This window comes from Sorangium sp. So ce128, assembly GCF_051525245.1.
GTDB lineage: Bacteria > Myxococcota_A > Polyangia > Polyangiales > Polyangiaceae > Sorangium > Sorangium cellulosum_B.
The window spans coordinates 10940992-10965062 of the sequence record NZ_CP150313.1 but is presented as its reverse complement, the minus strand read 5'-3'; the positions used below and the strand labels follow the sequence as shown (position 1 = coordinate 10965062).

17 protein-coding genes and 2 pseudogenes are annotated in these 24071 nt (G+C 69.6%); 14 read left to right on the top strand and 5 right to left on the bottom strand.

The features are described 5' to 3' along the window. The first annotated feature begins 55 nt into the window (after nt 1-55). From WME82_RS41590 to WME82_RS41570, 5 genes are read left to right on the top strand one after another with little or no spacing between them, the layout of a single operon-like run. Nucleotides 56-712, top strand: coding sequence for a hydrolase (locus WME82_RS41590; protein ID WP_438039836.1), 657 nt, complete (start codon nt 56-58; stop codon nt 710-712). Nucleotides 713-718: 6 nt separating this feature from the next. Further along, a complete protein-coding gene (locus WME82_RS41585) occupies nt 719-982 on the top strand; it encodes a XapX domain-containing protein (RefSeq protein WP_438039835.1) in 264 nt (87 codons plus the stop codon). 55 nt (nt 983-1037) lie between these two features. After that, entirely contained in the window at nt 1038-1862 is an 825-nt protein-coding gene (locus WME82_RS41580; protein WP_438039834.1) for a lysophospholipase, read from the top strand. Between the two features lie 10 nt (nt 1863-1872). Continuing rightward, nucleotides 1873-2826 (top strand): alpha/beta fold hydrolase, encoded by a 954-nt coding sequence (locus WME82_RS41575; RefSeq protein ID WP_438039833.1) that lies wholly within the window; start codon nt 1873-1875, stop codon nt 2824-2826. Nucleotides 2827-2842: 16 nt separating this feature from the next. Continuing rightward, nucleotides 2843-3670: an alpha/beta fold hydrolase gene (locus tag WME82_RS41570; RefSeq protein ID WP_438039832.1), complete on the top strand. Its 828-nt coding sequence runs from the start codon at nt 2843-2845 to the stop codon at nt 3668-3670. A 157-nt stretch (nt 3671-3827) separates the two neighbouring features. Here WME82_RS41570 and WME82_RS41565 read toward each other — a convergent pair whose 3' ends face one another. Further along, a complete protein-coding gene (locus WME82_RS41565) occupies nt 3828-4523 on the bottom strand; it encodes a dienelactone hydrolase family protein (protein WP_438039831.1) in 696 nt (231 codons plus the stop codon). Nucleotides 4524-4998: 475 nt separating this feature from the next. Between WME82_RS41565 and WME82_RS41560 the strand changes: the two genes are divergently transcribed. Further along, nucleotides 4999-10506, top strand: a complete 5508-nt coding sequence (locus tag WME82_RS41560) for a trifunctional serine/threonine-protein kinase/ATP-binding protein/sensor histidine kinase (protein WP_438039830.1) — start codon at nt 4999-5001, stop codon at nt 10504-10506. Between the two features lie 85 nt (nt 10507-10591). On the opposite strand, the gene WME82_RS41555 is transcribed toward WME82_RS41560, so the two are convergent. From WME82_RS41555 to WME82_RS41545, 3 genes are read right to left on the bottom strand one after another with little or no spacing between them, the layout of a single operon-like run. Beyond that, nucleotides 10592-10963 (bottom strand): response regulator, encoded by a 372-nt coding sequence (locus WME82_RS41555; protein ID WP_437546122.1) that lies wholly within the window; start codon nt 10961-10963, stop codon nt 10592-10594. After that, nucleotides 10960-11619: a response regulator transcription factor gene (locus WME82_RS41550; RefSeq protein ID WP_438039829.1), complete on the bottom strand. Its 660-nt coding sequence runs from the start codon at nt 11617-11619 to the stop codon at nt 10960-10962. The genes WME82_RS41555 and WME82_RS41550 overlap by 4 nt, the downstream gene beginning before the upstream one ends. Beyond that, on the bottom strand, nt 11616-17636 hold the full coding sequence (locus tag WME82_RS41545) for an AAA family ATPase (protein ID WP_438039828.1): 6021 nt from the start codon (nt 17634-17636) through the stop codon (nt 11616-11618). Before WME82_RS41545 ends, WME82_RS41550 begins: the two co-directional genes overlap by 4 nt. 326 nt (nt 17637-17962) lie before the next feature. Between WME82_RS41545 and WME82_RS41540 the strand changes: the two are divergent. Beyond that, nucleotides 17963-18214, top strand: a pseudogene (locus WME82_RS41540) (hypothetical protein); the annotation flags it as partial. Here WME82_RS41540 and WME82_RS41535 read toward each other — a convergent pair. Next, nucleotides 18148-18411, bottom strand: a complete 264-nt coding sequence (locus WME82_RS41535) for a hypothetical protein (protein WP_438045027.1) — start codon at nt 18409-18411, stop codon at nt 18148-18150. The pseudogene WME82_RS41540 and the gene WME82_RS41535 overlap by 67 nt on opposite strands. Before the next feature lie 512 nt (nt 18412-18923). Between WME82_RS41535 and WME82_RS41530 the strand changes: the two are divergent. From WME82_RS41530 to WME82_RS41500, 7 genes and pseudogenes are all read left to right on the top strand, one after another. Continuing rightward, nucleotides 18924-19061 (top strand): annotated as a pseudogene (locus tag WME82_RS41530) (hypothetical protein); the annotation flags it as partial. Nucleotides 19062-19677: 616 nt separating this feature from the next. Then, on the top strand, nt 19678-20202 hold the full coding sequence (locus WME82_RS41525; RefSeq protein WP_438039827.1) for a tetratricopeptide repeat protein: 525 nt from the start codon (nt 19678-19680) through the stop codon (nt 20200-20202). 114 nt (nt 20203-20316) lie between these two features. Then, on the top strand, nt 20317-21408 hold the full coding sequence (locus tag WME82_RS41520; protein WP_438039826.1) for an aldo/keto reductase: 1092 nt from the start codon (nt 20317-20319) through the stop codon (nt 21406-21408). Between the two features lie 621 nt (nt 21409-22029). Continuing rightward, nucleotides 22030-22188, top strand: a complete 159-nt coding sequence (locus tag WME82_RS41515) for a hypothetical protein (RefSeq protein WP_438039825.1) — start codon at nt 22030-22032, stop codon at nt 22186-22188. After that, nucleotides 22185-22334 carry a hypothetical protein gene (locus WME82_RS41510; RefSeq protein WP_438039824.1) on the top strand — a complete coding sequence of 50 codons (150 nt, stop codon included), beginning with the start codon at nt 22185-22187 and terminating at the stop codon, nt 22332-22334. Before WME82_RS41515 ends, WME82_RS41510 begins: the two co-directional genes overlap by 4 nt. A gap of 9 nt (nt 22335-22343) precedes the next feature. Next, the gene (locus tag WME82_RS41505) at nt 22344-22745 is read left to right on the top strand and encodes an RNA polymerase sigma factor (protein ID WP_438039823.1); all 402 of its coding nucleotides are present in this window, start codon (nt 22344-22346) and stop codon (nt 22743-22745) included. A 460-nt stretch (nt 22746-23205) separates the two neighbouring features. Then, the gene (locus tag WME82_RS41500) at nt 23206-24048 is read left to right on the top strand and encodes a hypothetical protein (RefSeq protein ID WP_438039822.1); all 843 of its coding nucleotides are present in this window, start codon (nt 23206-23208) and stop codon (nt 24046-24048) included. Nucleotides 24049-24071: the final 23 nt, after the last annotated feature.

Here is a 24071-nt window from a genome sequence, read left to right as displayed (position 1 = left end):
GACAGTCATTGTTCGTTCATTCGTTTCATCTTCGCCAAGAAAGGACTCACAGACCATGCCCACCGCCACCGCCGCTCCCGCCAAGTCGCTGCTCACCCCCGGCGATCACACCCTGATCCTCATTGACCACCAGTCGCAGATGGCGTTCGCCACCCGCTCCATCGACGGCGTTCTGCTGCGCAACAACGCCGCCCTGACGGCCCGCGCGGCCCGCGTCTTCGGCGTCGCCACGATCCTCACCACCGTGGCCGAGAAGACCTTCTCGGGCCCGATCTTCGCCGAGATCCGCGCCGCCCAGCCGGAGCTCGACCTCATCGATCGCACCACCATGAACTGCTGGGAGGACGCCAACATCATCGCCCGCGTCAACAAGCTCGGCAAGTCGCGCCTCGTCATCGCCGGCCTGTGGACCTCCGTGTGCATCGTCGGCCCCGTGCTGTCGGCGATCGAGCAGGGCTTCGAGGTCTACGTGATCACCGACGCCTGCGGCGACGTGTCCGACGAGGCCCACGAGCGCGCCGTCACGCGCATGGTCCAGGCCGGCGCGCGCCCGCTGACCGCCCTGCAGTACTTGCTCGAGCTCCAGCGCGACTGGGCCCGCGGCGAGACGTACGGCGCGACCACCGGGATCGCCGCCGAGCTCGGGGGCGCCTACGGCCTCGGCATCATCTACGCCAAGTCCATGTTCAACGCCTCCGAGGGCGGCCACTAGGAGCGCATGAAGCTCTACCTGGTCTCGCTGGGCGTCGGCGTGCTGGTCGGCACCCTCTACAGCGTGCTGAACGTGCGCGCACCCGCGCCGCCGATCGTCGCGTTGATCGGGCTGTGCGGCATGCTCCTCGGCGAGCAGGTCGGCCCGGCCGCGCGGCGGCTCCTCGCCGGGGAGCCGCTCAGCGCGGCGTGGTTCTCCCGCGAGTGCGCGCCCAAGATCACCGGCGTGCCCGCGCCCGAGTCCGACCATCGCGACGACGCCGCCCGCTGAGCCACCCACGCACGCTCGAGTTTTTTTCAAACGCCATCTCTAACGAGGACCTCTCATGAAAGAAGAAACATTCACCGGCCGCGGCGGCACGCGCCTCCACATGCGTTCCTGGCGGCCGGCGGGGACGCCGCGCGCGGCCGTGGTGCTCTGCCACGGCGTTCTTGCGCACAGCGGGCAATACCAGTGGTCGGGGGAGCAGCTGTCGGCGGCGGGTTTTGCCGTGTACGCCTACGACCATCGCGGGCGTGGCAAATCGGAGGGGCCGCGCCTGTTCGTCAATGACGTTTCCGAGTACACGGACGATCTGGGAACGTTGGTCGCCCTGGTGAAAAACCGCGAGCCCGGCCTCAACGTGTTTCTGCTGGGTCACAGCATGGGCGGGGTGATCTCCTGCACCTGGGCGCTGGATCATCAGAGAGAGATCGCCGGCTTCATCTGCGAGAGCTTTGCGTTCGAGGTGTGGGCGCCGAAGCCCGTGCTGTCGCTCGTGCGTTTCCTCGGGCGCGTGGCGCCAAAGCTGCCGGTGCTGAAGCTGCATGAGAAGGACTTCACGCGCGACCCGCAAGCCCTGCAGAAGCTGAATTCGGATCCGCTGACCCATGGCGAAGTCCAGCCGGCGGGCACGGTGGCGGCGCTGCTCAAGGCCACCGACCGCATGCGCGCGGAGTTCGGAACCCTCACGCTGCCCTTGCTCATCATGCACGGTACCGAAGACAAGGCCACCGTGCCCGCGGGCAGCCAGCTCTTCCATGACAAGGCCGGTTCGAGCGACAAGACGCTGAAGCTCTACGAAGGGCACTTCCACGATCTGCTCAACGACCTCGGTAAAGAGCGGGTGATGGCCGACGTGGTGGGCTGGATCAACGCGCGCATCGCCTGAGGTTTCTGTCATGAAGAAGCGTCCTTTCGTTCTATTGCTTGCACTCGCCGTGGTGGGCTGCTCCGGGCTGCCTGCGGACAAGGCAGCAAGCGCACCCACGCACCACGCACAGATAGGAGGCGATATGGCGGCCAGCGCACCCACGCAGTACGTACAGGTCGGAAGCGATAAGATTGCCTACCGCAGCATCGGCACGGGCGAACCCATGGTTCTCATCACGCGCATGCGCGGCACGCTCGACACCTGGGATCCGCTGTTCCTCGATGAGCTGGCGAAGAACAACCGCATCATCACGGTGGACTATCCGGGCGTGGGTTACTCGGACGGCAAGCTGCCGCCGGGTATCGGCCAGGCCGCGGCCTTCGTGATAGCGTTCGCGGATGCCATGAAGCTCGAAAAATTCATCCTCCTGGGCTGGTCATGGGGCGGCACGGTGGCGCAGACCGTGGTGGTCGAACATCCCGGCCGCGTCACGCACGCGATCCTCGTGGGCACGGCGCCGCCCGGCAAACGCGCGGTGGAAATTCAACAGGCGTTCATCGATCGCGCGTTCAAGCCGGTGAATGATCTGGACGATGAGATCGTGCTGTTCTTCGAGCCGAGGTCGGAGTTCAGCCGGAAGATGGCGAAGGCGTCGCGGGACCGCATCCGCGTGCGCCCCGGGGTCGATGAGAAAATTCCGTCGACCCCCGAGGCGATCAAGGCCTACCTCGCCGCGGCCGAGGAATATCACGTCGATGAGGCCGGGCGGCTGCAGAAGCTGATGGCCACGCGCACGCCGCTGCTCATCATCAGCGGCGACAACGACATCAGCACCGCCGTGGACAACTGGTTCGCGCTGAACCGCAAGATCCCCAACGCACATCTGGCCGTGTATCCTGAGTCGGGTCATGGCCCGCAGCATCAGTACCCGCAGCTCGCCGCCGAACAGGTGGCCTCGTTCTTGCGTCACGCCATTCGATAGATAGAGGGAGTGCCACATGCCGATTTTCAAGACCAAAGAAGGCGTCGAACTTTTCTACAAGGACTGGGGCAGCGGCCAGCCTCTGGTGTTCCATCATGGCTGGCCGCTGTCGGCAGACGACTGGGATGCGCAGCTCATGTTCTTCCTCGCGAAGGGCTTTCGCGTCATCGCCCACGATCGCCGCGGTCACGGGCGCTCGTCGCAGACCTTCGACGGCAACGAGATGGACACGTACGCCAGCGACGTGTCGCAGCTCACCGCTCACCTCGGTCTCAAGGGCGCCGTGCACATCGGCCACTCCACGGGCGGTGGTGAGGTGGCGCGTTATGTCGCGAAGTACGGGCAGGACGGCCGCGTGGCCAAGGCCGTGCTCATCGGCGCCGTGCCGCCGATCATGGTCAAGAGCGACAAGAATCCCGGCGGCCTTCCCATCGAGGTGTTCGATGGATTCCGCGCCGCGCTCGTCGCGAACCGCGCGGAGTTCTACCGCGCCGTGCCCGAAGGGCCGTTCTATGGATTCAATCGTCCAGGGGCCAGGACGCTGCCGGGGGTCGTCGACAACTGGTGGCGGCAGGGCATGATGGGCGGCATCAAGCCGCACTACGACTGCATCAAGGCGTTCTCGGAGACCGATTTCACCGACGACCTCGAGAAGATAGACGTGCCCACGCTCGTGATGCACGGCGACGACGACCAGATCGTGCCGATCGCGGATTCCGCGCTGCTGTCGATCAAGCTGCTCAAGAAGGGCACGCTCAAGGTCTACAAGGGCCTGGGGCATGGCCTGTGCACCATCAACCCGGACGTCGTCAATCCGGATCTGCTCGAGTTCATCCAATCGTGAGAGCGAGGGCCGCGGACACGAGGGTCCGCGGCCCTTCATCGCTGTCTGCGAGCGCCGCTGAAAGGAATACGCTGGCGCTCAAGGTGGGTCATGAAAATTCATGGACGGGAGCCCTGCAGGCTGTGGAGTGAACGCGGCCCCCCTCGTGGCGTCCTGTTCAGGTGAGGTGCTGCTTGAGGAGCGCGTCGGTCCGCCGATTGGCCAGCGTGGCGTCGGCAGCGTCGTAGTGGTCGCCGCCCGGACGGGCAAACGCATGGTTGCGGCCCGGGTAGGTGTGGATCTCGACGTGCTGGTTGTCCCGCAGCGCGGCGTGGATCGTCGCCTGGGCATCCTTGCCGATGTATTCGTCGTCGCCGGCGAGGTGCATCAGCAGCGGGCGCTTGATGTTGACGCCCTCGGTCACGTATTTTTCGGTGCCTCCGCCGTAGTAGGCGACGAAGACATCGGCATCGGCGCGCGCCGCGGTCAGGAACGTGAGCAGTCCGCCGAGGCAGTAGCCGGTCACGCCGACCTTGCCGGAGGCGCCGGGCATGGTGCGGGCGGCCGCGACCGTGGCCGCGATGTCGCGCGGCCCTCTGTCGAAGTCGTAGGCGCCATACAGAGCGAAGCCCTTGGCCACGTCGTTTTCGTTGCTCTCGGACATGTCCACGCCCGGCTGGGTGCGCCAGAACAGGTCGGGACAAACGGCGATGTAACCCTTGGCGGCGTAGGCGTCGGCGATGCTGCGGATCCCGGCGTTGACGCCGAAGATCTCCTGGATCACGACGATCACCGGTGCGATGGCGGCCGTGGGACGCGCGACGTAGCAATCGAAGCTGCCATCGTCGGTCTGGACGGTGAGACGATCGTTCATGCTGGGCTCCTCGGGTTGGTTGATGGCCGGTCCCGCGCACGAGGTGTGGGCGGTTCGACGAGCCCGAGCACGACCACGGGGGCCGTGAGCGGCGTCGGCGCCAGCTCCGGCGTCGAGAACCTGGGCCGGTATGGACGGGATCTTCGGCCGGGAAAACCCGACCAAGGTCGGATTGCCCCCTCGCTCCCTCGAGCGGAGCGTCGGAGACGCCTCGACGCCGCCGCGGACCGATTGTCATGACCCCTTGATGCCTATGATACCTAGCCCCACGCGGACTGTGCGCCGCATCACGCGATCGTCGGCTTCGACTTGCCGGACCAAAGCTTGACTGGGGCGGTAGACGGCGACTATTTGCTCATTTGCTTCGGTCGCGGTACGCGAGGCGGAGCGATGCGCCGAGGTAGGATGTGTCCGTACGGAACGCCCCCCGCTCAGCTCCGTTGCCGCCAGCACCGGCCCACCCGCGGTGCGCCCCATGACGACCTCGCACGACCCCTCAGCCGTCTGCTTGCGCGACGACGGCGAGCTCGCGCTCTACCGCAGCAGTGAGGGACAACCAGCGTTGATCTTGCGGCCGGTCCATGCGCCTGCGGCGGACCTGTTGCAGAAGCTGGAGAATGAGTTCGCGCTCCGCGAGGAGCTGGATTCGGCGTGGGCGGTGTGCCCACGTGAGCTCGACTCCAGGCCGGGCCGCACGAGGCTCTGGCTGGAGGATCCCGGCGGTGAGCTGCTCGCCCATCGGGTCGGACGCGCCTGGCCGATAGGCGACTTCCTGCGCGTGGCGCTCGGCTGGACGCGCGCGCTCGACCAGCTGCACGCGCGCGGCATCGTGCACAAGGACATCAAGCCCGCGAATGCCCTGGTCGATGTGGACAGCGGCGCGGTGTGGTTGACCGGCTTCGGCGCCGCCGCGCGCGCGGCGGACGAGCAGCGCGCGCGGCCGCCGACCCTGGTCGGCAGCCTGCCGTACATGGCGCCGGAGCAGACGGGGCGCATGAGCCGAGCGGTCGATACGCGCAGCGACATGTACGCGCTGGGCGTCTCGTTCTACGAGCTGTTGACGGGCGGCTTGCCGTTCGCCGCGTCGGAGCCGATGGAGTGGATCCACTGCCACGTGGCCAAGCAGCCAGCCGACCCGCGCGATCGCGTGGCCGAGCTGCCGGCGCCGCTCGCCGCCATCGTCATGAAGCTGCTGTCCAAGCCGGCGGAGGAGCGCTACCAGACTGCGGCCGGCCTGGCGCGCGATCTGGAGCGCTGCCTGCTCGATTGGAGCGCACACGGCCGCATCGAGCCCTTTTCGCTCGCGAGCGGGGACGCGCGCCACCGCAGCATGCCCGAGCGCTTGTACGGTCGCGACCGCGAGCGCAACGCGCTGCTTTCAGCCTTCGAACGGGCGCGCACGAGCGGCGCTCCCGAGCTCGTGCTCGTGTCGGGCTACTCGGGGATCGGCAAGTCGGCCCTCGTCGACGAGCTGAGGCGGGCCATCGGCCGGCGCGCGGCGTTCGCGTCGGGGAAGTTCGACCAGTTCAAGCGCGACATCCCGTATGCCACCTTCGCCCAGGCGCTCGAGAGCCTGGTGCGGCAGGTGCTGGGCCGGCCCGCAGAAGAGCTTTCGGCGTGGCGAGAGGCGCTGCGGCACGCGCTCGGCACGCACGGTGGCCTGGTGACGAACCTCGTGCCCGACGTCGAGTTCATCGTGGGACCGCAGCCGCCGGCGCCCGAGCTGCCCCCGCACGACGCCAAACAGCGCTTCCAGCTGATCTTTCGGCGCCTGATCGCGGTGTTCGCCAAGCCCGAGCAGCCGCTGGTGCTGTTCTTGGACGACCTGCAGTGGCTCGACGCAGCCACCCTCGACTTGATCGAACATCTGGCCTTGCACCCCGAGCTGGCGAACCTCCTGATCGTGGGGGCGTTCCGTAGCAACGAGGTCGACGCCGAACACGCGCTGCACCGCCTGGTCGCGCGGCTGCGCGCGGCGGCCGGACGCGTGGAGGAAATCTCGCTCGCAGCGCTGGCCCCATCCGACGTGGCCGACCTGCTCGTGGACGTCCTGCAGGCGGGCGCCGCCGAGCTCGCGCCGCTCTCGGAGCTGGTGCACGAGAAGACCCACGGCAACCCGTTCTTCGCGATTCAGTTCATCAACGCGCTCAACGAAGTGGAGCTGCTCCATTTCGACCCAGCGAGATCACGCTGGCGCTGGGACCTCGAGCGCATCCGAGCGCGCGGCTTCACCGACAACGTGGCCGAGCTGATGATCGAGAAGCTGACGCGCCTGCCGGAGCCCACGCGTCGCGCGCTGATGCACCTCGCCTGCCTCGGTATTTGCGCGCCGATCGAGGCCCTGGCGCTCGCGCTCGGTACCGGCGAGCGTGAGCTGACCGACGCGCTGGACGACGCGCTGCGGAGCGGGCTCGTGGTGCGCGTGGAGCGTGAGTATCGCTTCTTGCACGACCGCGTGCAGGAGGCTTCGTACGCGCTGATCGACCCGCGCGAGAGGCCCGCCCTGCACCTCGCCATCGGCATGCGGCTCTCCGCGGAGTCGGCCGAGCGCGCGCGCGGAGAGGGCAGCTTCGACATCGTGAACCAGCTCAACCGCGGCCTCGACCTCCTACGCACGCGTCGAGAGCGCATGCACGTGGCGGAGCTGAACCACGCGGCGGGGCGCCGCGCCAAGGCCGCATCGGCGTACACCTCGGCGCTCGTGTACCTGGGGGTGGCCGATGCGCTGCTCGACGAAGACCGCTGGGAGAGCGACTACGCGCTTGCCTTCGCGCTCGGCTTGGACCGCGCGGAGTGCGAGCTGCTCGCCGGCGAGCTCACGGCTGCCGAGGCGTGCTTGAAGCAGCTCGCGCCGAAGGCCGCCAACCTGGTCGACTGCGCCGCGGTCGCGCGGCTTCGCATCGTGCTCTACACGACGGCGGGTCAAAACGGCATGGCCGTGCAGGTCTGCCTGGACTTCCTGGGTACGATGGGCATCGACTGGACGCCGCGGCCCACGCGCGACGAAGTGGAGAGAGAGTTCCAGAGTCTGTGGGACGAGCTGGGTGATCGCAGCATCGAGTCGCTGATCGAGCTGCCGGTCAGCAACCACAGCTGGCGCGCCGCGCTCGACGTGCTCACGGCGGCGCAGCCGCCCGCGCTCTTCACCGACAGCGGCCTGCACGATCGTCTGGTCGCGCGCATGGCGCGCCTCAGCCTCGCTCACGGCAACAGCGATGGCTCCTGCTACGCCTACGCGGTGCTGGGCGTAGTGCTCGGCTCCACCTTCCGCGACTATCCTGCCGGCAACCGCTTCGGCAAGCTGGGCTTCGATCTCGTCGCGGCGCGCGGCTTCGAGCGCTTCAAGGCGCGCGCGTACATGTCCTACGGCGCACACGTGAACACGTGGGCCCAGCACATCGACACCAGCTTGGTGCTGGTGAGACGGGCGCACGCGGCCGCGCTCGAGGCGCTCGACCTGACCTTCGCCGGCTTCAGCAGCGAGACGCTGGTGACGCTGCTGCTCGGGAGCGGCGCGCCGCTGTCGGAGGTGGCGCGCGAGGCGGAGCGCGGGCTCACGCTCGCTCGTCGTACCGGCTTCGGGCTGGTCGAGGACATCATCACGTCGCAGCTGCAGCTGATCCGGCTGCTCCGCGGCCACACGCCCAGCTTCGGCTCGTTCGACGACGACGACTTCGACGAAGCCAGCTTCGAGCAGCACTTCGCCGAGAACCAGCAGCTCGCCTTCGCCACCTGCTGGTACTGGATTCGCAAGCTGCAGGGGCGATTCTTCGCGCGCGACTACGCGGCAGCGCTCGCCGCGGCCCGGCAGGCCGAGGCGCTCTTGTGGACCTCGCCCGGTCATTTCGAGGTGGCCGAGTTCCACTTCTACACGGCCCTGGTGCGCGCCGCGCTCTACGATGCGAGCTCGCGCGAGGAGCGCACGCGCCACGCCGAAGCGCTGTACGAGCACGAGCGCATCCTCGCCTTGTGGGCGCGTCACTGCCCGGACAATTTCGAGAACCGAGCCAAGCTGGTGGCGGCGGAGGTGGCGCGCATCGAGCGGCGCGAGCTCGCCGCGGAGCGGCTCTACGAAGAGGCCATCGACTCCGCGCGAAAGCACGGCTTCACCCAGAACGAAGCCGTGGCGAGCGAGATGGCCGCCCGCTTCTATGCAATGCGCGGGTTGAGCGGCGTGGCCCTGGCCTATCTCAGGTCGGCGCGTGACGGCTACGCGCACTGGCAGGCGACGGGAAAGGTCACGCAGCTCGAGCTGCTCGAGCCGCGCCTGCGCGAGGAGCCTTCGCTCACGCGCTCCAGCAGCGGGGCGGCGCGCGTGGAGCAGCTCGACCTGGTGCCCTTCCTCAAGGCTTCTCAGGCGCTATCGGGAGAGATCCAGCTCGAGCGCTTGATCCGCACCTTGATGACCATCGCGCTCGAGGGAGCCGGCGCGGAGCGGGCGCTCTTGATCACACCGCGGGGCGAGGAGCTGTGGGTCGAGGCGGAGGCGGTGACCGCAGCCGACCACATCGAGGTGCGGCTCGTTCGTGAGCCCACACCAGCAAGCGATGCGCCCGCGTCGATCCTGCGCTACGCGGTGCGCACACGGCAGCCGCTCCTCCTCGGAGATGCCGCGCTGGACGGGCGTTTTGCCACCGATGAGCACGTACGGCGCGCGCGCCCGCGCTCGATCTTTTGCGTGCCGCTCGCCAAGCAGGCGCGGCTGTCCGGCGTGCTCTATCTGGAGAACAACCTCGCGTCGCACGCCTTCACGCCCTCGCACCTCACGCTGCTCGAGCTGCTGGCCTCGCAGATGGCCATTTCGCTGGAGAATGCGCGGCTCTTCGACGACCTGCAGCGCGAGAACACCGAGCGCCGCAAGGTGGAGGAGCTGCTGCGTCGCACCAAGGCCTACCTGGCCGAGGCCGAGAGCTTGACGGACACGGGCAGCTTCGGCTGGAAGTTTGCGACCGGAGACCTGTTCTGGTCGGAAGAGACGTATCGCATCTACGAGGTCGAGCCGAGCACCAAGCCTTCGCTCCCGCCGCTCTTGGAACGCGTACCCAAGGATGAACGCGCGAGCGTGCAGCAGGCGTTCGAGCGCGCCAAGAGCGAGGGGCAGATGATGCTGGAGCACCGGCTGCTCTGCGCTGGCGGGCGCGTCAAGCACCTGCGCGTCCGCGGACGCGCCCGCACCAGCTCGGACGGTAGCGCCGAGATCGTGGGCGCGGTGATGGACGTGACCGCATCGCGACGCGCGGCGGAGGACCTAGAGGAGGCGCGCGCGCAGCTGGCCCACGTCGCGCGTACCACCACGCTGGGCGAGCTCGCCGCGTCGATCGCGCACGAGGTCAATCAGCCCCTCGCGGCCATCGCCGCGGACGCGAGCGCGGGCGTCAACTGGCTCGATCGCGCGGAGCCTGATCTGGTCGCCGTGCGTGAGTCGCTGGTCGCGATCGTGAACGACGGCCATCGCGCCGGCGACGTGCTCGCGCGTATTCGCCGCCTCTTGACGCGTTCGGCCGCGCACCGCGAGCGTTGCCACCTGGACGCCGTGATCAGCGCGGCGCTGCCGGTGGCAGAAGCCGAGCTGGCGCGACGTCGCATCGCGCTCGATCTGGGGCTCCGATCGGGCGGGGCGCAGGTCTTCGCCGATCCGGTCGAGCTGCAGCAGGTCATCCTCAACCTTTTGCTCAATGCGGCCGAGGCTTCGCGCGATCTGCCGGAAGCGCGCCGACGCGTGCGCTTGGAGACGGCGCTCTCGGAGGGCGCCGGCCGCGTCTGGGTCGTGGGCGCCGTCTCCGACGCGGGTGTCGGCCTTTCGCACGTGGACGGCGCGCGGTTGTTCGAGGCGTTCTACACGACGAAGCCCGGAGGGCTGGGCATGGGATTGTCGATTTCGCGCTCGATCCTCGAGCGCCACGGCGGCCGACTCTGGGCCGAGCCAAATCCTGTATTTGGCGCGACGTTTCGCTTCGAGCTGCCGGCCGTCGAAGGAGCCTGACGCTCGGCAGGGTCTCGTCCCCGCAGCGAGCCGTCGCTGGTCGTCCTGGTGCAAGGGCTCGTCCGACCGGCTGCGCGTGAGCGGCTCAGTCGCCGCGCGTGATCCGATGGATCGCGTCGAGCAGGTCCTTGGGCTGGAACGGCTTGGTCAGGAAGGCCACGGCGCCGGCGCGGAAACACTGCTTGCGCACATCTTCGTCGCCGTGGGCGGTGAGGACGACGACCGGCAGCCGCGACGCGCGGCGGGTCAGCTCGACGAGCAAGTCGACGCCGCTCATCCCCGGCATGCGGACGTCGAGGACCAGGACGTCCATCGCCTCGATCTTGCCGGCGGCGAGGAACGCCTCCGCGGAGGCGAACGTCTCGACGTTGAAGCCCGTCGACTTGAGCAGGTTGCCGAGCGAGCGGCGCAGCGACGCGTCATCGTCGACGATCGCGATCAGCCGTTCGTCGTTCATCGCCCTCGCCCTCCGTCGGCCCCATCGAGGTGGCCGAGGCGCAGGGCGAAGCGCACCAGCTCGGCGACGGAGCCGGCCCGCATCTTTTCCATCACCTTGGCCCGCTGCTCCTTCACCGTCGCCTCGCGCGTGCCGAACTCCGCCGCGATCTGCTTGTTGAGCTGGCCGGCGACCACCCCGCGCATCACCTCGCGCTCGCGGGCGGTCAAGGACTCGTAGCGGCTGGTCACCTCGGCCAGGTCGTCGCGCTCGATCCGGGCCACGCGGTCGCGCTCGATCGCCTCGCGGACGGCCGCGATCAGGTCCGCCGGCCGGAACGGCTTCGTCATGAACTCGACCGCCCCCGCCTTCATCGCCCGCACCGACATCGGGATGTCGCCCTGCCCGGTGAGGAAGATGATCGGCAGGTTGACCCGGGCGTCCGAAAGCCGACGCTGCAGCTCGAGGCCGTCGAGCTGCGGCAGCTTGACGTCGAGCACCGCGCAGCCGCGCGCGTCGGAGTGATCGGCGGACAGGAAGCTCTCGGCGCACGGGAAGGTCTCGACCGTGAGGTCGACGGACGCGAGGAGCCGACTCAAGCTGGCGCGCACCGACGCGTCGTCGTCGACGACGAAGACCTTCGGGGCCGGGGAGGAGGTGGTCGAGGTCGCGTTCATCCGGAGCTCCGCTGCAAGTCGCGCGAGATCGCCGTGAGCGAGAAGCCGAAGGTAGCACCGATGCCGGACGCGTTGGGCTGGGCCCAGAGCCGGCCGCCGTGGCGCTCGATGATCGAGCGGCTGATCGCCAGCCCCATCCCCAGGCCGTTGGTCTTGGTGGTGAAGAACGGCTCGAACAGGTTCGCCGGGTCGGTCCCGCCGATGCCCATGCCGCAGTCCTCGACCTCGACCACGACCGACCCCTCGGCGTCGCCCCGCTCGACGAACGTACGAACCGTGATGCGGCGGCGGCTCGGCTCGACGTCGCGCGACGCGTCGTTCGCGTTGAGGATCAGGTTCAGGACCACCTGCTGAAGCTGGACCGGGTCGCCGACGACCGCCGGCAAGCTCGGCCGTAGCGCCGTCTCGAGAACCACCTCGGACTGCAGCAGCTGTCGTCGCACGACCGGCAGCACCGCGTGGACGACGGCGGTGAGGTCGCAGGAATTGGTCTCGATCGACGAGCGCGACAGCAGCGCCCGGATCCGCCGCAAGATCTCGCCGGCGCGACTGCCCTCGCTGGCGATCGCCGCCAGCGAGTCGCGGACGTCTTCGAGCTTCGGCTGCGGCGCCGCCAACCAGTTGGTGCACGCCGCCGCCTCGGCCATCATCGCCGTCAGCGGTTGGTTGATCTCGTGGGCGATCGACGCCGCCAGCTCGCCGAGCATGGTGATGCGGGTGACGTGGGCGAGGTCGGTCTGCGCGCGGTGGAGGGCCGACTCGGAGCGCTCGAGGTCGAGCTCGGCCCGGCGATGCACGAGCGCGTTGGCGAACACCTCGCCGAGGATCCGGAGGCGCTGGCGGATCTGGTCGGTCCACAGCACGTACCGCGAGGTGCACGCCAGGTTGAGCGACGCGCTCGTCACCCCGCCGACGACCAGCGGCAGCGCGATGATCGACTTGATCCCCATCGCCTCGAGCGCGAGCCCCTCGTCGCGCTTGTGCTCCGGCATCCGCCTCACGTCGTGGACCGGCACGTCCTCGCCGCGGCGCAGCTCGTCCACGCTCTCGCGGAACATCGTGACCGTGCTCGGCGGCAGCGCCACGCCCGACTTGGCCCACGTGTGCGTGCTGACGGCGTCGGCGCCCGAGTGCGAGAACCAGAAGATGAAGATGCTGTCGACCTCGAAGAAGCCGCCGACCTCGGCCAGCGCCTTGTCGATCTCCGCGTCGAGGCGGTCGGTCGGCGAGGCCGAAAGCCGGCTCGAGATCGACGAGCGCAGCTTCCAGAAGCGGACCCGCGCGTCGAGCTCCTCCTCGACCTGCTTGCGATCCTCGATGTCGGTGCTGGTGCCGTACCACTCGACGATCCCCTGCTCGTCGTAGAGCGGCTGCACCCGCGTCAAGAACCAGCGATAGACCCCATCCACGCGGCGCAGGCGGGCCTCGAACGAGCCTGGCTCGCCCGACCGCACAAGCCGCTGCCAGTGCGAACGCGCCGCCTCCGTGTCGTCGGGGTGGGTCGCGCTCGGGTGGCGCTGCGCCTGCGCCTCCGCCAGCGAGAGGCCGGTGTAATCGAGCCATTGGCGGTTGAAGAACGTCGCCGAGCCGTCGGGCCGGGCCGACCAGGCGAGCGTCGGGATGGTGTCGATGATCCGCGTCAGCCGGCCCTCGGAGCGGCCCACCTCGGCGTAGAGGCGCGCGTTCTCGAGCGAGATCGCCGCCTGCGACGCGAGCAAGGTCAGCACGGCGATCCGCTCCGACGTGAAGGCGTGCGGCGTGAGCGTGTTCTCGAGCTGGAGGACCCCGATCAGCTGCGACTGCTTGGCGAGCGGCAGGCACAGCAGCGAGCGGCAGCGGCGCGTGGCGATGTACGGGTCGCCCGCGAACGGGTGCGCCTGCAGGGCGTCGTCGAGGAGCACGCTGTCGCGGGTGCGCACGACGTACTGAAGGACGGTCTCCGGCAGCTCCTCCGCCGGCGTTCCGGCGTCACGCAGCTGCACCGCCACGCCCTCCTTGCACGTCGTCGCCACCGCGGCGACCTCGACCTCGCCGCGCGCCAGCGTCACCAGCACCCCGCGCGTCGCCCCGGCGCTCTCGACGGTCGTGCGCATCAACGCCTCGATCAACCGCTCGGGGACGATCTCGCTCGACAGCGCCTGCGACGCGCGGAGCACCGCCGCGACGTCGAGCCGCTCGAGCAGCGTCTCGCCGGACGACACCACCGAGCGACCGGCCCGCAGCCGCCGCGCCAGCAGCTCGACCTTGCCGCGCGCACCCCAGCGGTCGTAGAGGTCCTGCGCCTCGCGGGTGTACGCCGCCGCGATCGTGGCGAACCCGCGGCGCTCGTGGAAGCGCGCCGCCAGCTCGTTGGCGACCGCCTCGAGTTGCACGAAGCCATCCTCGCGCGCGAGCCGGATCGCCTGCTCGTAGGCGCGCTCCGCCGCCAGCTCGCGGCCCTCCAGGCGGGCCAGCTCCGCCTCGACCATCGCCGCCTGACAGCCGAAGGTCTGCGGCGAATCCTCGGCCCACGCGACCAGCTGGGCGTGGTGCGCCGCCACCCGCTCGACGTGACCGCCGCTTGCGCTCCCGTCGCTGACCGCTGCGTGGGCCAGCGCGGAGTACAGGTGAAACTCGGCCTCCTCGTAGAACCGCGCCGCGACGTCCATGCGCTCGCGCGCCCGCTCGGCCAGGGCCACGGCCTCGTCGTAGCGCTCGCGGTGGAAGCAGCCCTGGAGCTCGCGGACCCAGCGAAACACGGCGAGCAGGGCGCCCGAATCGTACGGGTCGCTGAAGATCCGCTCGTCGTCGGCCGCCGGGGCTCCGTCGCCGCCGAGCGGCGCGCGGAGGGTCCGGATCAGGTCGAGCTGGGCGCCGATGAGCTCCATGGCGAACGCGGAGCCGGCCTGGCGGGCCACGCCCAGCGCGCTCTCGGCCTCGCTCAGGACCTCGGCCAGCGGCGCGCCCGCGGCCAGGAGGTAGGTGATCGCGAACCCGGCGCAGTACGCCCCGTAGGGGTCGCCGCTCTCGAGCGCCTTCTCGCAGGCCCGCTTGGTGATCGAATGACTGGCCCGCAAATGGCTGGTCCACGAGATCACGTGGGTCGCGAACACCATCAGCACGCGCGCCGCGTAGCGGTCGAACCCGCGCTTCTCGACAAGGTCGGCGCTCAGCTGGCCGAACCGGTAGCCGTCGCGGTACGCGGCGAAGCGCGGCCCGATCACGCTGGGGAGCAGCGAGAAGGCCAGCGCCGAGCCGTCGGTGTTGCCGTGCTCGAGGCTGAGCAGGACGATGTGGAGGATGAGCAGCGCGTAGAGGTTCTTGTCGACGAAGTACACGGGCGTCGCGAGCAGCGACAGCACGTCGATCACGGCCCGGCGCCGCGGGTCGGTCATCCGCGGCAGGTCGAGCAGCGACTCGATCGAGCGCTCACCCATCCGCGCACGCATGTCCTGGTACTGCGCGCGCACCTCGTCGTCGGTCGGCGCGGCCGGCAGCACGATGCCGACGCCGCGCAGGTAATCGCGGCCGATCGGCACCACGCGGTCGAACCGATCGGTGGTCGTGTACAGGTGGATCTGCACGCACACGATCGCCGCGAGGTCGACCGGGTCGGTCACGCGCGACGAAAGCCGCGACAGCCGCGCCTCGGCCGAGTCGTGGGCGCCGCTCAGCCACTCGCACTCGGCGAGGGCCAGCTCGATCGGGAACGCCAGCGCCGGACAGCGCTGCCAGCTGTCGGCCGGCAGCAGCGCGCGAGCCTGCGTCAGGTACTTGAGCGCCTGCGCGTACGCGCTCGCGGCCTTGGCTCGCCCGCCCGCGAGCAGGTTGAGCTCCGCCAGCAGCAGCCGCTCATCGTCCTCCGCGACCAGCGACGAGCCGCCGTTGTACTGGTTGACGATGTCGAACACCGCCTCCTCGCGTCGCTCGCTCGGCGTGCTGGCCAGCAGCCGCCGCGCGATCCGCCGGTGGGCCACCGGGCGCTCGGCCTCGCCGAGCAGCGCGTACGAGGCCTCGCGCACGCGGTCGTGGAGGAACGAGTAGGCGCCGTCGAGCTGGTACACAAGGCCCGACCGGATCGCCTCCGCCAGCGCCGCGTGGATGTGCTCGCCGTGGACGTCCTCGAGCGTCCGCGCCGAGGCCGTGCGTCCGAGGCAGGCGAGGTCCTTCAGCGCCTCGCACGTGGCCGTGGGCAGGCCGCCGAAGCGCGTCATCATCAGCTCGATGACGTTGTCGGTGAAGTTCTGGGCCTGGATCCGCGCCACGTCCCAGGTCCAGCTGCCGCTCACCGGGTCGACGCCGATCAGCGCGTCATCGTAGAGCGCGGAGACGAACTGGATGGCGAAGAACGGATTGCCGCTGGTCTTCTCGTAGACGAGCCGCGCAAGCGGGCGCACGTGCTCGCGGCTGCAGCCCAGCGCCCCGCCGAAGATCTTCTCGATGTCCTGCACCGGCAGCGGCGGCACCGCGATCTCGCGCAGCGTCGCGCCGGCCGCGGTCATCCGCTCGAGCGCCCGCGTCAGCGGGTGCCCGGCGCCGACGTCCTGGTCGCGATAGGCGCCGACGACCAACAGATGCTTCACGTCATCCTGACGGATCACGTGCTCGAGCAGGGCGAGGGTCGCCTCGTCGGCCCACTGCAGGTCGTCGAGGAACAGCACGAGCGGGTGCTCGGCGGTCGCGAAGAGCCCGAGGAAGCGGCGGAACACCGCGTAGAAGCGGTTGTTCGCCTCCTCCGGCGGCAGCTCGGCGACGGGGGCCTGTTCACCGATGACGAGGGCCAGCTCGGGCACCAGGTCGACGATCAGCTTGCCGTTCGGTCCCAGCGCGCGCTGCAGGGACTCGCGAAAGCGCACGACCTCGCCCTCGCTCTGCGTCAGGATCGCGCGCACCGCCGTGCGGAGGCCCTGAGCGACCGACGCGTACGGGACATCGCGCGTCGACGCGTCGGCCTTCCCGCAGGCGAACAGCGCCCGCGCCGGCGACAGCACGCGCCGGAGCTCGTTCACGAGCGACGACTTGCCGGCCCCGGGATATCCGGTGACGAGCACGAGCTCCTTGGCGCCGGCGGACGCGACGCGGCCGAAGGTCGCCAGCAATTCGTGGATCTCGCGCTCGCGACCGTAGAGCTTCTCGGGCACGCGAAGCCGCCGCGAGACGTCCTGCGCGCCGAGCCGGAATGGTTCGACGCGCCCGAACGACTCCCATTCGGCGAGGCAGCGCCGCAGATCGGTGAGCACCCCGCGCGCCGACTGGTAGCGATCCTCCGGGGTCTTTGCCAGCAGCTTCGTCACGATCGCCGAGATCGGCAGCGGGATCGCCGGCACGAGCTCGTGCGGCGGCCTGGGCTCCCGCGCCAGGTGCCCGTGCAGCAGCTCCGCCGGCTCGGTGGTGCTGAACGGGAGCACGCCGGTGAGCAGCTGGTAGAGCGTGACGCCGAACGAATAGAGGTCGCTGCGCGCGTCGACCGAGCGGTTCATGCGCCCGGTCTGCTCCGGCGCCACGTACGCCAGCGTCCCCGCGGGCACCAGCGCGCCGACGTTCTGCTGCTCGCGTAGCGACAGCGACGCGCTGCCGAAGCCGGTGAGCCATACGGCGCCGGCCCGGACGTCGACGAGGATATTGGCCGGCTTGAGGTCCTTATGGGTGATGCCGCGGTCGTGGACGCGGTCGAGGGCGATGCCGAGGCCGATCGCGACGCGCAAGAAGGCCGTCGTCTCCCACGCGCGACCGACGAGGCGCGCCAGGATCTCGCCGCCCGGGTCGCGGAGGACGAGCGCGAGCCGTCCCACCGCGCGCGCGAGCCCCAGCGGCTGTGCGCCCCACGAGGGCTCGATCGCGTGGCGGAGCGCGAGCTCGTGCTCGAGGCGGGCGATCGGACCGATCGCGGTGAGGATCGGCGCGCCGTCGCTGCGACGGAGCCCTCGCGACAGGACGACCTCGCCGTCCCCCCAGAGCGGCTCCAAATGAACCACGTCGACCGGCATCGGCTCGCCGGAGCCCTCTCCACCGGAATTCTCGTGCGTCAGTACTGCCATGGTCGTCGATCGTGGAAGGTCGATCGTCCCGCGGGACGGCCCGAGTCTACCCGACCACCACGGATGCCCGGCGCCGACCGACACCCGACCTTGGTCGGGTAGCGGGCGCCCGCGCGACGCTGTTTGCGGCGACGGCTCGTTATCGACCGGCTTTTCTGGCAGGACTCGGACCGTCGCTCCGCGGCGAGAGAAATGTCTTGTATAACGTCATTTCATCCGTTGTAACGGATGAATGTATTCTTGCCTCGTAACCATGCGGACGTTCGGTGCTCGCTCGGGGGCGTGCTATCGAACGAGCACTTGTCGTTCTTGCTGTAGTTAGCCGCATGCGCCGCGGCGCGGGCTGCGGCGAGGAGAACAGCGAAGCAGCGCCCCCGCGTCCAAAGAGCCGCGGCGTCATCCCCCAGTCGTTCACGCCGAATCCCCGCTTGCCGAGCGGCGGCAGCAACCCGAAGACCTGGGAAGAGCTGACGCCGGAGGAGCGGATCTACGAGGCGCGGCGCATGGAGATCTACGCCGCCATGGTCGAGAACCTCGACGCCAACATCGGCAGGTTGATCCAGTACCTCAAGCGGGTCGGCGAGTACGAGAACACCTTCATCTTCTTCCAGTCCGACAACGGCGCGGAAGGTGGCAATCGCGAGGGCTTCGCCGCCACCGACCCGAGCCGCTCCGGGGCGGTGGAGAACTCGCTCGAGAACCTGGGTCGACCGGGCTCGTACATCGGCGTCGGACCCCGCTGGGCCGGCCAGGGCGGGAAATACTGGGTCACCACGGACGGCCCCGACGGCCAGCTGCACCGCTACGAGGTGCTGTACACCTTCGGCGTCGAACCGCTCCAGCAGTACCTCGTCGCCGGCCCGGGAGGACGCCTGCAGGCGCTGCCGTTTGCGTGGGACGCGCGCCCTCAAACACGCGGTGGGCAGCGCTGGTACCACCTGCACGAGCGCGAGAGCGTGCGCGCCGGCGACGTGCTGCACTGGACCGCCGCCAGCCAGAACTGGAACCACATGTGCGCCGAGTGCCACTCGACGCACGAGGACGCCGGACCCCTCGAAGGGCCTCGACGTGCGCTTCGACGAGCGCAAGGACGCCACGTGGACGCGGCTGCCCAGCGGCACGGCGCAGCGCGGCAAGCGCGCCTCGAGCGGCACCGAGAGCGCCACGTGCGCGTTCTGCCACAGCCGCCGCGAGACGCTCTCGCAGCCGTTCCGGCACGGCGCTCCGCTGCTCGACAGCGTGGCGCTCGAGCTGCTGACCGCGCCCTTCTACACGCCCGACGGCGTGATGAGCGACGAGGTCTTCACCTACGGCTCGTTCCAGCAGAGCAAGATGGCGCATGCCGGCGTGACGTGCAGCGACTGCCACGAGCCGCACTCGGGCCGTCTGCGCGCCGAGGGCAGCGGCGTGTGCGCGTCCTGCCACGAACCGGCGCGCTTCGATGTCCCCGCGCATCACCACCACGCCGCGAACGCCGCCGCCGCCGCGAACGCCAGCGTCACGCCCGCCGCTCCGCGCTGCGTCGATTGCCACATGCCGGCGCGCACGTACATGGGTGTCGACGTCCGTCACGATCATGGCTTCCGGGTACCTCGGCCGGATCTCTCGGTCCGCCTCGGGATCCCGAACCCATGCACCGACTGCCACGCGCGGAAGCCGGCGAGCTGGGCCGCCGACGCCGTGCGAGCCTGGCTCGGCCGCCCCGCGCACGGCTACCAGACCTATACCGAGGTCTTCGCTCTCGCGCGCGCCGCGCCCGGCGACCCGGCCGTCGCCGCTGGGCTCCAGCGGCTCGCGACCGACGGCGCCCTCCCCGGCATCGCGCGCGCCACCGCGCTCGCCTCGCTGCGCGCCGCCCCGACGGCCGCGTCGCTCGCCGTTCTCCGCGCGGCGCTCGCCGATCTCGACCCGTTGCTACGGCGCGCTGCGCTCAGCGCGCTGGAGGGCTACGATCCTCGTCGCGCCGCGGCCATCGTCGCGCCGCGGCCATCGCCGCGCCGCGGCCATCGCCGCGCCGCTCCTCGCCGATCCCGTACGCGGCGTGCGCGTCGAAGCCGCGCGCGTGCTCGCGGGCGTCGATCGTCGCGCCTTGCCCGAGCGCGCCGCGCAGGAGCTGGACGGGGCGTTGCGCGAGTACATCGCCACGCAGACCCTCCACGCCGATCGGGCCGAGGCCCAGAACAACCTGGGCGTGATCTTCACCCGCACGGGCAAGCCGCGCGAGGCCGAGCACGCCTACCTCGCCGCGCTTCGCATCGAGCCCGGTTACGTCCCCACCTACGTGAACCTCGCCGACCTCTATCGCGAGCTCGGCCGCGACGCGGACGGCGTCGCGCTGCTCCGGCGCGGGATCACCCGCCTTCCCGAGCAGGCCGAGCTGCTCCACTCGCTGGGCCTCGCCCTGGTCCGGCAAGGCCACCAGGATCAGGCGCTCGAGCCGCTGAAACGCGCCGCAGGGCTCGCGCCCGAGCAGGCTCGCTTCCAGACCGTCTACCAGGCCGCGCTGACCGCCATCCGGTCCTCCGCCCGGGCAGCTCACGCCCAGCCGCGTCTCGGACGGCCATGAGCTCCTTCACCCCCAAGCGGTCACTACCTTGGTCGTGAACGTGGGCTCGTGCCTGTGTTCGCATGGCATGTCCCCTGCAATCGGGCTTCGCCCTGAAAAGGAGCGTTGCCTGTCATGACGAAGCGACCTTCTCGGCGGATCTTCCTCCACGCCGCGGGCGCCAGCCTTGCGCTCGGCGCGTGTGCGGGGAGCGCGCAGCTGCGGCAAAACGCTACATCTCCGGGCGCGGGCGCTCCGGAGCCTCCCGAGGGGCGAGCGCCAGAGGAAGAGGACGTCGCGCTGCCGGCGGGCGGCGTGATGCCGACGAGGACGCTCGGGCGGACCGGCGTGAAGGTCAGCCTCCTCGGCCTCGGCGGCTACCACATGGCGGTCCCCAAGGACGAGCAGGAGAGCATCCGTCTCGTTCGCTTCGCGATCGATCATGGGGTCACCTTCCTCGACAACTGCTGGGATTACCACGACGGCAAGAGCGAGGAGCGCATGGGCAAGGCGCTCCAGGACGGATACCGCAGCAAGGTCTTCCTGATGACCAAGCTCGACGGCCGCACCCGGGCGACCGCCGAGGCGCAGCTCGAGCAGTCGCTCCGGCGGCTGCGCACCGACGTCATCGATCTCGTGCAGATGCACGAGATCATCCGGATGAGCGATCCCGAGCAGATCTACGGGCCCGGCGGCGCGATGGAGGCGCTCGTGGCCGCGAAGAAGGCCGGCAAGATCCGGTTCATCGGCTTCACGGGGCACAAGGACCCGGACATCCACCTCGCCATGCTGAAGATGGCCGAGCGGCAGGGTGTCCCGCTCGACACCGTGCAGATGCCTCTCAACGTCCTGGATCCCCATTACCGGAGCTTCGAGAAGGCGGTGCTCCCGGTGCTGACGCAGCAGGGCATCGGGGTGCTGGGGATGAAGCCGTTCGCCGGCGGGGAGATCGCGAAGGCGGGCGTGGTCTCGCCGATGACCTGCCTGCACTATCCCATGAGCTTGCCGACGTCGGTCGTCATCACCGGCTGCGACAGCCTGGGTGTCCTCAAGCAGGCGCTCAAGGCGGCTTACACGTTTCAGCCGCTCGGCAGCGAGCGCGTCTCGGCGATCCTCGCGCGCACCGCCGAGCTCGGGGCCAGAGGGGAACACGAGCATTTCAAGACCACGGAGCGCTTCGACGGCACGACGAAGAACCCCCACTGGCTGACGACCGCCACCCTCTGAGCGGGAGCCCTGCGGGGGCTCCCAACACAAGGGGGCAAGCCTCGCAACGGGCGTCGCCGCGCCGGCACCCTGCTCCTCCGCCGGCGCCCCGCGCGCGCCAGCCGCCGCACGTGCCCGAGCGTGTGGATTTTCTAGCCCCACAAGAGAGAGCGCCGCCGACGGCATCGATCGATTGTTGAACTACCGTCGCTTTCCCAGGAGAGTGAATGAATCAGGGTTGCATGTCCGACATGGCCGGCCGCCTCGCCGCCCAGGCGCGGGCCGATGTCCGATATGCCGGGGCGCCTCGCCGCCCGGTAGTGGTCGCGTTTCCCGCCTCTGAGTGATTGAGGTGGTCGCAGTTGGATTCCGGGCCGTAGGCTCCGGCCGAAGTAGTGCTGCCCGCGGGTGCTGGTAACACCCCGGGCAGCGTGGCCGAACCCCGCACAACCGGAGTCCGACATGCTGACCGTAGTCCGTTCGCCTTCGGGCGAGCAAGAAGGCGAACGTGCGCCTGCGCGCCGACGCCGCGTTTCCGCCTGCCTCTCCCTTACCCCGACCCAGCGCAAGCGGCTCCGTGCCGCGCTGCGCAGCCTTCGATCGGCCTACGGCACGTGGGCCTGCTTGGCCGAGGTGATGGACATGTCCGTCATCGCGGTCGAGAGCATCGCGAACGGACGAGCCAACGGCTCGCCCGCGACCGCGCTCCGCGCCGCCAAGGCAGCGGGCGTCACCGTCGAGCAGCTGCTCGGTGGCCTCGCTCCGGTCCATCGCTGCCCAACCTGCGGGAGAACCGGGTGAAGCGCCCGCGGAAGGGGGCGAAGAGCCAGCCTGCCGCGCGACACCCGAAGAAGAAGCCGACCATCGAGGCGATCCTCGCCGAGCGCGGGATCGTCCTGGCGACGCTCGCCGGCATCCCGAAGCGGGATCGCGCCGACGTGGAGTAGCAAGTGCTCGTGAACGCCTGGAACTCGGTGCGCCGCGGCATGTACCGGCCCGACCCTCGGGACAAGCCCCGCGACGCGCTGAGGAAGTGGCTCCACGGCATCGCCTGGCGCCTCGCCTCGCACTACGTCCACAGCGCGTACGTGCGCCGCGCCGTGATCCATCCGAGCCCGCTCGGGCTGCTGCACGAGCCCGTCGGGCCGAGCCTGGAGGCGCAGATCGCAGCACGCGAGGTGCTGGACGCCATGACGGAGCTCCCACCCTGGCAGCTGGAGGCGCTCCTCTCCGTGGACGATCCGGAGAGCCTCGTCGCGTACGCCAAGCGGCGCCGGATGAGCCCGAGCACCGCTGCGTCCAGGCTCCGCATCGCCCGCGAAGCGCTGGCGCTGCGGCTCAAGAGGTGGCGGCGGTAGGCGACCGCGAGGCTGTCACCGAGGCGCGCGGCGCCTTGCAGAGCCTCGAGGCCATCGAGCGGCACTTCGCGCGCCGCGACGGGTAGGCGTACCGGAGGCGCACGCCCGGCGAGTTGCTGTGCGGGGTCGCCGCGCTCGCGCAGATGGCCGAGGGCGAGTAGACGACGGACGAGCCCATCAGCGGCGCCAACGGCGCCCATACTGGATGTGGCAGGCGCCTGTCTCACGCCGGACCAGGCCGCAACAAACGACGTTGACATACAGCTCGCGATGTGCATTCAGGCCCGGCCGCACGCGCCCCCGGGAGAGTTGTCTGGGGGGTAGAGTTCCTCAGTCTCCCCGAGAATTGGCGACAAATATCAAGTGATTACGCTTAGTTATATGCAGATGTAGAGCCGCGGCAAGTCTCGCGAAACTCGTTCGACTTGCGCCGTTGGCGACGTCGCAGTACGGTATGTACATGGCGGTCGATTACAACAGAGATGCCGAACGGACGCGGGCGCGCCGCTCGGCGCGGCTCAGTGCCTGGCGGCATCTCGTGCATCTTCAGCCCGAGGACATCCGAGCGGTGCTGATCGAGATGCTGGCCGACCTCGACGACAACATGATCCCGGCCCTGACGCCGATCGATGCGCTTCCCAAGGAGCCAACTGCGCCCGCGGCGACTGCGCAGCAAGCGGATGTAGCGCCCACTCCCGCTACAGCAGCGGCTCCGACCGGCAGACGGCACACGGTTGCGAAGGGGCCGGCGCCGGTGCTGCACGACCCCTGGGAGACGCACACGGAAGAGCCCGCCGATGAAACGGAAGGGAGCGAGAATGTCGGCGATCTCGCGCGTGGCGTGCTGGCGGCTGCAGGCAGGGCCATGAGCGCACCGGAGATCGCGGAGGGGGTTCTGCGCGTTAGCCCGAAGACCGACCGGCGCAACGTCATCCAGTGGCTCACGCGGGAGTACCTCAAGGAGGATGGGGATCTCGTCCGGCGTGGAGAGCGAGGCAGCTTCCGCTACGCACTGAAGAACCGCGGCACGACGAAGGTCACCGACATGAACGTCGAGAAGGCGCCAGAGAGGAAGGGCGCTCCCACCGGTGACTCGTACTCAGAGCCGATCGTTGCGCAGCTACTGAAGCGTCTCGCGGCCGGTCCGAGCGGGCTCGACGAACTCGCGACGGAGATCCTCGGCTCAGCCCACGGGGAGGCGAGGAAGACCGTCCGCAACATCCTGTATTACCTCCGCGACAAGAAGGGGCTCGTGCGGCGTCGCGAGGAGGACGAGAAATGGGAGGTGATCACGCCGCACTAGGGCCCAAGAAAGCGGAACGCCTC